This is a genomic window from Acinetobacter lwoffii (genome assembly GCF_049367455.1).
GTDB classification, from domain to species: Bacteria; Pseudomonadota; Gammaproteobacteria; order Pseudomonadales; family Moraxellaceae; genus Acinetobacter; species Acinetobacter lwoffii_W.
Genome location: NZ_JBMPXW010000013.1, coordinates 1 through 10,437 on the forward strand (window position 1 = coordinate 1; position 10,437 = coordinate 10,437).

The window sequence follows — 10,437 nt, forward strand, 5'->3', positions numbered from 1 at the left end:
CAAGCGTTCCAGTTCGCGTTTGGAAAGCTGGCTCGGATCGACTCGCACACCGCCTTTGGCTCCACCAAAAGGTAAATTTAGAGCAGCACATTTGATTGTCATCCAGGCTGACAGAGCCATCACCTCATCCAAATTGACATCTGGATGAAAACGCACACCGCCTTTGCCCGGACCGCGGGTTAAATTGTGCTGAACACGATAGCCTTCAAAATGCTGAACCGTACCATCATCCATAATGACCGGGACATCGACAATCAAACTGCGCTTTGGGCGTCGCAGCATGTCCAGTCGTTCACTCAGCTCACCCAGATAAGGCGCTACTTTATCCAGTTGCTTAAGATAATTGTTCCAGGCCGTTGTACCTTGCTCGGTATAGGTCAATCCTTTCATCATCATGTTCATTCTATGATCCTTTTGTTATATGCAGTCGTATGTCCTGGCGGCTGCAACACATCTCTATTCGGCTGTTATGGCAATCATTGCTTGATTCAGGTCTTAGTTCAGCGCGCTCCAAACAAAATCAGTGTCTAGATTTTCCGCTTTAGTTTTAATCGGTATCTGTGTATATTGCCTGCCCGCCTGTATGCTCGCATTCAAGCCGCAGGTACATGATCAAAACGCATACAAGACACTTTACAATGACTGCCTGATCAGACTATTTTGCACCTAGCAATACCGCTCTCACGAGAGCCATTTCAAATTTGTAGGAGAGAGCCAATTGCGTAGCTTGCTTGGAGATTATTTACTGCAGCGATTGCAGCAAGATGTCACAGGAACATTACAGATGCGCCTGTTCCGCTGCTTGCGTAACGCGATTATTGATAGCGTATTGGCTCCCAAAACCCGCTTGCCTGCATCACGTGATTTGGCTAAAGAGATTCAGGTATCGCGTAATACGGTGTTAAATGCCTATGAACAATTACAGGCACAGGGTTATGTTGATGCCCGTACCGGTCAAGGTACCTGGGTAGTAGAGAAATTATCCGAATCCTTTTTGGTGAAGGCAGAACAGAATTCTCCTGCCGTTGCAGAAAAAAAAGCACAGCAAAATTATAATCTGTCGCAACGCGGTTCTTACTTGCTCGGCTATTCCGCGGCTTCGCCTTATCAATGGGGAGCCTTTGTACCGGGCGCACCCGATGTAACCGAATTTCCGCATCATATTTTCAGCAAAATCCAAACGCGTTTGAGCCGTGAACCTCAAGTTAACAACCTGATTTACAGCAATGCCGGTGGCTCCCTAGAACTGCGTCAGGAGCTGGCAGAATATCTGAAAATTGCCCGTTCAGTGCAGTGCGATGCTGATCAGATCATTATTACCGAAGGCACCCATCAGGCGATTGATTTGGTCTCGCGTACTTTAAGCGACATAGGCGATGAGGTCTGGATCGAAGATCCAGCCTATTGGGGCGCGCGTAATATTTTACGAATTAATGGCGTCAATCTACGTTCCTTACCGGTGGATCAGGAAGGGATTATTCCCGATCTGCATCCCAAGAAACCACCTAAACTGATTTTTGTGACGCCGTCGCATCAGTATCCTTTGGGCTCACATTTAAGTTTAGAACGGCGCAAACAGTTAATTGCACTGGCACGCCAGCACAATAGCTGGATTGTTGAAGATGATTATGACAGCGAGTTCAGGTTCTCGGGCCAGCCCTATCCTTCTTTACAAGGTTTAGAGCCGGATTCTCCGGTGATTTATATGGGGACGTTCAGTAAGACGATTTATCCGGCCCTGCGTATTGGCTATTTAGTGGTACCAAAACAGCTCTTTTCTTCATTGCGAATTGTAGCTTCGGAACTTTATCGTGGTGGTCACTTAATCGATCAGCAAACACTCGCTGAATTTATCCGTGAAGGACATTATGAAGCGCATATCCGACGAATGCGTTTATTGTATGGCAAACGCCACGCTTTTTTAATTGACCTGATTCGCCGACATTTAGGTGAAGATTTTCTGCATGAATACAATACCGCCGCCGGTTTGCATCTGATTTTAAAATTGCCCAGCAGCAGTGATGATGTCTTGATTGCATCCAAAGCGCTTGAACTGGGAATCAAGGTCAGAGCCTTATCGCAATACTATACCAAACATTATTCCACCCGGCAGAAAGGATTATTACTGGGCTTTGCCTGTGTGAGTGAACAGGAAATTCTGGTGGCTTTCGGGATATTGTTAAAGTGCTTGCGCGAGCATGGGATCCGCACTTTAACTTAGTAAAAACTCAGGGATCAATACAATTATATTTTTAAAATCAAAAAGCTTTTAATTTATTTTTAAAGGGAACGTAAACCTGCTTTTAGCCTGATATTTTAGGTAAGCTTTATTTTTCTGTAAATATTGCCTGCTTATATTTTTTATCTCTTAAGCCAATTGGCTCCTTTGAATTGCTCAAAAATGGCTCTCGTCACTTTACAACAAAAAAGAGAAATTAACCGCATACATGAACAGCATGTAACCGTACTTTAATCAAAGTGTGATCCTGTCTATAGGGCTACAAGGATTCATTTTATTAAGATTAACTTAATATTGGTCAAGCACTGATGAATTCGGTTACAGTTTCAAAGGATAAGATAGCGTAAGCCAAATAAGGAATTTTATTGCCGCTACGCTATTGATATTAAGGGAAATTATATGGCAGAACATCAACATTTCTCCAATTCCGAATCATCAAACGGCTTAAAAAACGGACTTAAATCACGCCATCTCACCATGATTTCAATTGCCGGCGTCATTGGTGGAGCACTCTTTGTCGGCTCCGGTAATGTCATCTATTCTGCAGGACCTGCTGCACTCATTGCCTATACTCTAGGTGGAATATTAGTTTTACTCATTATGCGTATGCTGGGAGAAATGGCGGTACTGAATCCCGACAGCGGCTCATTTTCAACCTATGCGGACCGAGGAATCGGGCGCTGGGCCGGATTTTCCATCGGCTGGTTATACTGGTCTTTCTGGACCTTGCTCATGGGCTGGGAAGCCTTTGTCGCCGGGAAAATCTTAAATAGCTGGTTTCCATTTATCCCGATCTGGGGCTATATGCTTCTGGTCACTGTAGCGCTGGTCTGGATTAACCTCCGTGACGTAAAAAACTTTGGTGAATTCGAGTTCTGGTTTGCCCTGATTAAAGTCATTGCCATTGTACTGTTTCTGGTGTTTGGTAGTTTGGCCGTGATGCACCTGTGGCCTTGGGGCGATGCCTCTATGCTCGGTGGTACAACTCATCTAACCGCTCAAGGCTTTATGCCTAATGGGTTTTCATCGGTGATCACGGCCTTATTGGGTGTAATGTTTGCTTATATGGGAGCAGAGATTGTCACCGTAGCAGCAGCTGAAACCAAAGATCCAGCCAAGGAAATTCGTAAGGCCGCTAATTCAATTGTATGGCGTATCATTTTATTCTATGTCGGTTCAATGTTGATTACGGTTTGCCTGATTCCACACAATAATCCTTTATTGAAAGATCCGACCTGGGGTACGTATAGCGTAGCGCTTACTGCACTCGGTATTCCAGAAGCACGCCATATTGTTAATTTTGTCGTGCTCACCTCGGTATGTAGCTGCTTTAACTCCGCACTTTATACCTGTTCACGCATGGTCTATTCCCTCTCCAAACGTGGAGATGCACCAAAGAGTTTCGGTTTAACCAACCGCAATAACAGCCCATGGGTAGGTGTCATCTTTTCAAGCCTGTTTTCTTTCGTGGCGATTTATCTGACTGCCACCGAAAGTATGAATATTTATGATGTCTTGATGTTAGCGACGGGTACCGTATCTTTATATGTCTATCTTGCTATTGCCATTTCTCAGCTTAAGTTACGTAAAAAACTGGAAGCTGAAGGACAAAATATTCCATTCAAGATGTGGTTATTCCCATGGCTCACTTATCTGGTCATTATCTTTATTGTCGGCGCTTTAATTACCATGATTATTGAGGGGACGTATTTTAAAGAAGTGGTTTATACCAGTGTGCTTGCATTATTTATTGTAGGCTTAGGCATCTGCGCACAAAAGTTTAACTGGGGTAAAACCTCAGTCAAAAAGGAAAAAGCAGCACAAGCCAGAATTAATTTAAGTGATAATCTTTAATTTATTTCTATAGAAATTTTTTAAATACATCAGAATGAATAAATGGAGAGTTAACAAACTCTCCATTTATTTTATATACAAGCCCAGTAAAAAAGGCCTATGTATGTCTAGATTTTAAATCTCCGTTGATACTTTACCTTTCCTAATCAAATTTCACCTTTCAAGACCACCTTAACTATTTAAGTGTAGCCAGAAGCTGTTCCATTAGCTTTTTCTGTTCTGATTGGTCAACCTGATCCGTTTCAATGAATAATTGATAAATCTCGAATACATTCTGTTATGAAATGTTAGTGAGTCCAGCCTCATTTTGCCCAAAAGCTTCTAATATATTTTTTCTTATATGGCCACAATCATTGGAATTGGAAAAGATATGAATCATTATCCTGAAACCCCAGCTTCAACTGAAACCCAAGACCATCAACCTGGCGTGCAAACCCAAATGGACCCTGCACCGGAAATTATTAAACCGCATTATAAAGGCAGTGAAAAATTAAAAGGCAAAGTTGCCTTGATTACTGGTGGTGATAGCGGAATTGGCCGCTCTGTATCGGTCTTATTTGCCCGCGAAGGTGCAGATATCGCTATTTGCTATCTGGATGAAGATCAGGATGCACGGGACACCAAAAAAATGGTGGAAGATGAAGGCCGCCGTTGTCTGCTGATTCAATGTGATTTACAAGATCAAGATGAAATCAAGAAAATGGTGGAAAAGACCCTTCAGGAATTTAAAACGATTAATATTCTGGTCAATAATGCCGGGGTTCAATACCCGAAAGAAAGTATTACCGATATCTCGCCCGAGCAATTACTTAAAACATTTAATGTTAATATTCTGTCGATGTTCCACCTGACTCAGGCGGTGATTCCGCATATGCAAGCAGGTGACAGCATTATCAATACCACCAGTATTACCAGTTATCACGGACATGATCAGCTGATTGACTATGCCAGCACGAAAGGTGCCATCACTACATTTACCCGAAGCCTTTCCACCAATTTATTAAAAAATAAAACGGGCATTCGCGTCAATGGTGTCGCTCCGGGCCCAATCTGGACCCCACTCATTCCGAGCAGTTTTGATGAAGAACAGCTTAAAGATTTTGGTAAAAGTACCCCAATGGGCCGCATGGGCCAGCCAAGTGAAGTAGCACCGGCGTATTTATTTCTGGCCAGTGAAGAAGCCAGCTATATTTCAGGTCAGGTGATTCATGTGAATGGCGGCAGTATTATTAACGGCTAATCTGGCACAGAAGATAGCGGTTCTAGCTGACCGTTATCTTCATCTATTTAATCTTTGGATTTTCATATTTAAAAAAAATTGTTTTTATAAAATGTTTCCAACAAATACTTACCCTCGCAAAAGTAAGCTCTTGTTATAGTAATTTCAGCCAAACCTGATGAGGATATTAAGATGCTTAGAGGGGCTTTGTTGCACAAAGATTTGAAATACAAAGCGCCCCTAATTGAGCCAAATTTAAGGCGTAACTTGGGTAAGTGGTCGACCTAATTCCGTAAATCTGTTGAGGACTGCTACACGTGCATGAATTTCATTCACCTGACTAGGAAAGCTTCTTGCCATTAATTTATCGCCTAATAATTTGATGCAATGCATCTTGGTTTCCACCAAACTGCGGCGATGATAGCCTGACCATTTTTTCCATAATGTCCTGCCTAAACGTTTAACTGTTCGAAGTAATTCATTTCGCTCTAGCGAGCTACTCTTTGTATCTTTCCATGGTTTCGCATTTTTTCTAGGTGGAATCACCGCATGTGCTTGCCGATCTGCAATGACCTGACGGCATTGCTTGGTGTCATAAGCTCCATCGGTATAAACAGAGTCAATCTGCTCATCTTGTGGAATCTGATTAAGTAAATCACCAAGCACCTGTGAATCACTGACATTATTGGTTGTGAGCTGAATAGCGCGTATTTGTAGGGTTTTGGCATCTATACCAATATGTAGTTTACGCCATTGGCGACGATATTCAGCTCCATGTTTCTTGCGTTTCCATTCGCCCTCACCTAGAAACTTCATGCCTGTAGAGTCTACGAGTAGATGCAGCCCATCGCTACTTTTTTGGTAGCTGATTGCAATATCAATATGCTTTTGTCTTCTACAAAGCGTACTGTAATCTGGTGCGGTCCAATTTAATCCGCAAAGTTTAATCAGACTTTGCACAAAGCCAGTGACCATACGTAAAGATAGACGGAATAAGGATTTAATCATTAAGCAGCATTGGATAGCTGCGTCGGAGTAGGTTTGATTTCGCCCTTGTTTGCCTTTTGATGGAGCATACCATTGCGTAGCAGGATCAAACCAAATGGCAATATTTCCGCGACTCATGAGTGCTCGGTTATATGCGGGCCAATTGGTTGTGCGGTAGATTTTGTGTGTAGGCTTCTTCATTTGAAAATTATATCGCTGAAAAACCCTTTACAGATAGGTTTGTGCAACAAAGCCGTATTTCATTGATGGTCGTACTGTTATCCGCTTGGGGAGTTCGATAAATCAAGAATCCGGCTGCAATACATAAAATTCCGATCCCCACCAAACTCGGAATCAGCTGGAACTTGAACCACTCTACGCTCACTCCCAGAACAATCAGCAAGAGCTGTAATAAGGTGGCAATACAGGAGATCAATCCGGCGCCTGCATTTAATTTTGCACTGGCCCGCCCGGATCGGACTTGCATGCCCAAACTGGCAATCGTGGCCGTACTGGAGACAAATCCCGAGGCTAAGGCAGATAAAATGAGAGCCTTATCATTGGATAGGATTCGTTTTGCCACATGTGCCATGGACTGCACAATCAAGATTAAAATGAGTAGTTTAAGGATGATATAGGGATTCAGTACGGCGCCCCACAAGGGCTTATTGGGCATGACCGGCAACGCAATCAATATCAAAGCCAATAAAAGTAAGCCATCTCTTAACTCATAGCTTTGGATCGTTTTTCCGGCAAATTGATGCAATGTCTGTTTGCCCATCAGGATGATCGTGAGTAGAACCGCCATCCCTGCAGCAAGTGGGATATTCCATACACAGATAGCGCCAATGATATAAGTCATCAAAAAAGCCAGTTCAGTGGTAGAGCCGATATCGACAGCGCTAACATAGGCTTTAAAAGATTATTTTCAGCGAAATTTAAGCTTAGAAATATCCCATCTCAATATTTGCGTGGTTGAACATAAAAAACCTGGAAAGATGCTTATTTTGTTTTTAATCGCTGGTCAGTGTTCTGATTTACGCAATCCTATGTCCTATTAATTGAAATTTCATAGAACACATTGCTGTTTTATAGTCCAGCTAAAGGTCATGACACAGAACCCATTATGAATACAAATATCGCCGCTTTTAGTCCCGACTTACCAGTCCATATGACATTCGAGGAACATGACTGGAATCTTTTGGCTCAGTACTGGTATCCGATTGCACTTGCGCGTGATATTACAGATCAGCCAACAAGTAGCATGCTGCTTGATATGCCTCTGGTGATTTATAAAATGAACGATGAACTGGTGGTGGCGAAAGATGCATGTCCGCATCGCGGTGTACCTTTAAGCTTGGGAAAAAATGACGGCCAAGGCGTGGTGTGTCGTTATCACGGTTTACGCTTTGGCAATGAAGGTAAATGCAACCGTATTCCTGCACATCCTCAGCATACAATATCGGAACGTTTCCATTTGAAAACTTATGCTGCGGTAGAAAAGTATGGTCTGATCTGGTGTTCATTAAGCGCTACAAAAGATGCAGAACCTCATATTCCTAATATGCCTTTTTGGGATGATGCTGAGTATCAGCAACTGGTCTGCCCTCAGATAGACATTCAATGTTTTGCAGGAAGACAGCTCGAAGGTTTTATTGATGTGGCACATTTTGCCTGGGTGCATCCCGATACTTTTGGTGATCCGGAGGATGTAGAAGTTCCTGATTACAGTACGACAGAAACGGATGTTGGTTTTAATGCAGATTATATCAGTAGTGTGGGACGTTATCCGATCGGAACAGAGCAGCGTGGCCAGGAAGATTTTAAATGGTTACGTCATTTTGAAGTGAGCCTACCCTTTACTGCAACCCTTACGATTCATTTTCCGAATGATGCCAAGCAGGTCATCATGAATGCGGCTTCACCGATGACTGCACGTTCAACACGACTTTTTGCGCCTATTTGCCGCAATTATGATAAAGATTTACCGGTTGAAGATGCCTATGCATTCAATATGAAAATTTTCGAGGAAGATCGTGTGATTGTAGAAAATCAGAAACCTGAATATTTACCTCTGGATTTATCTTTAGAAGCGCATTTTCCGGCAGATCGGAGTTCAAGCATGTACCGAAAATTACTACGCAAACGGGGATTTAGTCCTTTATTTGCTGCTTAAAATTTTATTCAAAAGAAAAGCAGTTATAGGTAGTAAGGGCTAGATATCCCCAGATATTTAAAAAATTACAGGATTATTAAATTTATAAGCTATATGTCGATGTAGGTCTTTAGCCAAACTTATTTTTGGATGAATTGGGTTATATCGTGATTTCTATCAGGATACATCTTGTTATATAGCCTCATGGGTCTTGTATTCTAGTGAAGAAAGGCCTTTTAGAATGGTAAAGAACTTTTAGAAGATAAAATTAGTTTTTTATTAAAATAGGTATATAATAAATAAAATCACTTTACTTTACTATTTTAATAAAATTATGGATCAATATTGCACACTGCAGGTTTATCAGGAAGATGAATGGCTGGATTGCGCTATTGTTGAGATTGTCGGTCAACAACAAACTGGATGGCAAGCAGCCACGCGCACATCATATCTATTTGAATATGCTATTTCTTATATGAACCTAAGCGATGGGCATGCGCTAGCCTATCATTTACCAGTAAATGTGCAAAATACCTTGCAATCTACCTGGCCGGCCTTCCTGATGGATTTGTTACCTCAAGGTTATGGTCGTAAAGAATTACTCCGTCAGCTTAATTTTTCTGAAAATACTCAGGAACAAGCAGACTGGGCGCTTTTAAAAGCGGGTGCAGGCAATCCGATTGGTAATTTACGGATTAAAGAGGCTTATGAATGGCTACAGGGGCAGTTCCCTGTTCAGCAGAATCATGGCTTTAGTCTGGACCAAGTCGTAGAACGTCAAGAAAAATTTATTGAATCCTTGGCCTCTTATGGACTTTTTATTGCCGGTTCTTCTGGTATTCAGGGCGAGTGGCCAAAATTACTGCTGACCCAAGGTCACGATGACCTGTTCTATCTGGATCACACGCTGACAGATGATCAGGTCAAACAGCATTGGCTGGTGAAATTCAGTCGTGGCAGTGATCAGAATCTAGATAAAATTTTGATGCACGAAGCCTTATATATGAAAATTGCCCAATACCTGGGACTTCGTGTTCATCAGGAACTGGAGCTGCATGGTAAGACTTTATTTATTCCCCGATTTGACCGTAAAGTCAGCGATGGGAAGGTTGAAAGAATTGCCCAGGAAAGTATTGCTTCTCTGGGAGGAAAAGCCGGTTTTGGGGTAAGAATGACCCATAACCAGATCTGTAGCCTGTTGATGCAATGCTGTACTGAACCAAAACAGGAAATCTTTGAATATTTGAAGCGTGATCTTGCCAATGTCGCTTTAGGCAATAAAGACAATCATACCCGTAATACAGCGATTCAACGTTTCAATAATGGAATCATTCAACTAACCCCATTATTTGATTTTGCGCCGATGTGGCTCCATCCAGATGGTATTGCCCGAACTACACGTTGGGAGCGAGATGATCATGGTGGCATGCCAATTTGGCATTCAGTCATTGAACAGATCGCCGAAAGCACGATGATTGATCCACAAGAAATCAAAGCGGTATTAATCGAGCAATTACCACTTTATCAGGGGTTACTCGAGCACATGCAGCATCTGCAATTGGCACCTGAAATTCTTGAAAATAGCCAGTATCGAATTAATAATATTTGCCAACAATTGGAGGAGCTGAATCATGGATAAACGCTTTAAGCCCCTGACCCCGATTCAACAGATGCAAAAGAGATTATCTGTACTTGAAACCGTCAGCAACAATCCTGACTGGCCTTTTCATCAGGTTGCTCGCTTCATTCGTACCGAGTTGCACCTCACACTCAACGATATGGCTAAAATTACCAAGATTGCTCCCCAGACTCTACAGAAAATGGAACAACCTGAAGGAAATCCAACACTCAAGTCTATGCAGAAATTACTGGATGCTTTTGGTTTAAAGTTAGAAATCAGGGTTAAATCCTGATGAGAAGCTGATGCTTTAATTGATATTTGCGGGAATTTTAGAGAAGAAGAATGGTTTAACAACTGAAAAC

8 protein-coding genes and 1 pseudogene are annotated in these 10,437 nt (G+C 42.2%); 6 read left to right on the forward strand and 3 right to left on the reverse strand.

The genetic code is table 11. From position 1 onward, the window contains the following. Positions 1–390, reverse strand: a 390-nt coding sequence (locus ACO1B7_RS18530; RefSeq protein WP_423090478.1) for a Glu/Leu/Phe/Val family dehydrogenase, incomplete at its 3' end; no start/stop codon positions are given. 328 nt (positions 391–718) lie between these two features. Between ACO1B7_RS18530 and pdxR the strand changes: the two genes are divergently transcribed. From pdxR to ACO1B7_RS18545, 3 genes are all read left to right on the forward strand, one after another. Beyond that, the gene (gene pdxR, locus ACO1B7_RS18535; RefSeq protein WP_423090296.1) at positions 719–2,221 is read left to right on the forward strand and encodes a MocR-like pyridoxine biosynthesis transcription factor PdxR; all 1,503 of its coding nucleotides are present in this window, start codon (positions 719–721) and stop codon (positions 2,219–2,221) included. Positions 2,222–2,638: 417 nt separating this feature from the next. After that, on the forward strand, positions 2,639–4,093 hold the full coding sequence (locus ACO1B7_RS18540; RefSeq protein WP_180038846.1) for an amino acid permease: 1,455 nt from the start codon (positions 2,639–2,641) through the stop codon (positions 4,091–4,093). A gap of 370 nt (positions 4,094–4,463) precedes the next feature. Beyond that, a complete protein-coding gene (locus ACO1B7_RS18545; protein WP_138742733.1) occupies positions 4,464–5,333 on the forward strand; it encodes an SDR family oxidoreductase in 870 nt (289 codons plus the stop codon). 234 nt (positions 5,334–5,567) lie between these two features. Here ACO1B7_RS18545 and ACO1B7_RS18550 read toward each other — a convergent pair whose 3' ends face one another. Both ACO1B7_RS18550 and ACO1B7_RS18555 read right to left on the reverse strand, forming a co-directional pair. Further along, positions 5,568–6,500: an IS5-like element IS17 family transposase gene (locus ACO1B7_RS18550; RefSeq protein ID WP_000743272.1), complete on the reverse strand. Its 933-nt coding sequence runs from the start codon at positions 6,498–6,500 to the stop codon at positions 5,568–5,570. 55 nt (positions 6,501–6,555) lie between these two features. Next, positions 6,556–7,194 (reverse strand): annotated as a pseudogene (locus ACO1B7_RS18555) (DUF4010 domain-containing protein); the annotation flags it as partial. 231 nt (positions 7,195–7,425) lie between these two features. On the opposite strand from ACO1B7_RS18555, the gene ACO1B7_RS18560 reads away from it, so the two are divergent. The 3 genes from ACO1B7_RS18560 (at position 7,426) to ACO1B7_RS18570 (ending at position 10,367) form a co-directional block, all read left to right on the forward strand. Further along, positions 7,426–8,475, forward strand: coding sequence for an aromatic ring-hydroxylating oxygenase subunit alpha (locus ACO1B7_RS18560; RefSeq protein WP_216986016.1), 1,050 nt, complete (start codon positions 7,426–7,428; stop codon positions 8,473–8,475). 313 nt (positions 8,476–8,788) lie between these two features. Beyond that, a complete protein-coding gene (locus tag ACO1B7_RS18565; protein ID WP_129717361.1) occupies positions 8,789–10,093 on the forward strand; it encodes a type II toxin-antitoxin system HipA family toxin in 1,305 nt (434 codons plus the stop codon). Further along, positions 10,086–10,367, forward strand: a complete 282-nt coding sequence (locus ACO1B7_RS18570; protein WP_004280265.1) for a helix-turn-helix domain-containing protein — start codon at positions 10,086–10,088, stop codon at positions 10,365–10,367. Before ACO1B7_RS18565 ends, ACO1B7_RS18570 begins: the two co-directional genes overlap by 8 nt. Positions 10,368–10,437: the final 70 nt, after the last annotated feature.

What these genes read in the sequence shown, in the direction of transcription:
- ACO1B7_RS18550 (WP_000743272.1), bottom strand. Translation starts at nt 6,500, where the DNA reads ATGAAGAAGCCTACACACAAAATCTACCGCACAACCAATTGGCCCGCA.
- ACO1B7_RS18545 (WP_138742733.1), top strand. Translation starts at nt 4,464, where the DNA reads ATGAATCATTATCCTGAAACCCCAGCTTCAACTGAAACCCAAGACCAT.
- ACO1B7_RS18560 (WP_216986016.1), top strand. Translation starts at nt 7,426, where the DNA reads ATGAATACAAATATCGCCGCTTTTAGTCCCGACTTACCAGTCCATATG.
- ACO1B7_RS18540 (WP_180038846.1), top strand. Translation starts at nt 2,639, where the DNA reads ATGGCAGAACATCAACATTTCTCCAATTCCGAATCATCAAACGGCTTA.
- ACO1B7_RS18570 (WP_004280265.1), top strand. Translation starts at nt 10,086, where the DNA reads ATGGATAAACGCTTTAAGCCCCTGACCCCGATTCAACAGATGCAAAAG.
- ACO1B7_RS18565 (WP_129717361.1), top strand. Translation starts at nt 8,789, where the DNA reads ATGGATCAATATTGCACACTGCAGGTTTATCAGGAAGATGAATGGCTG.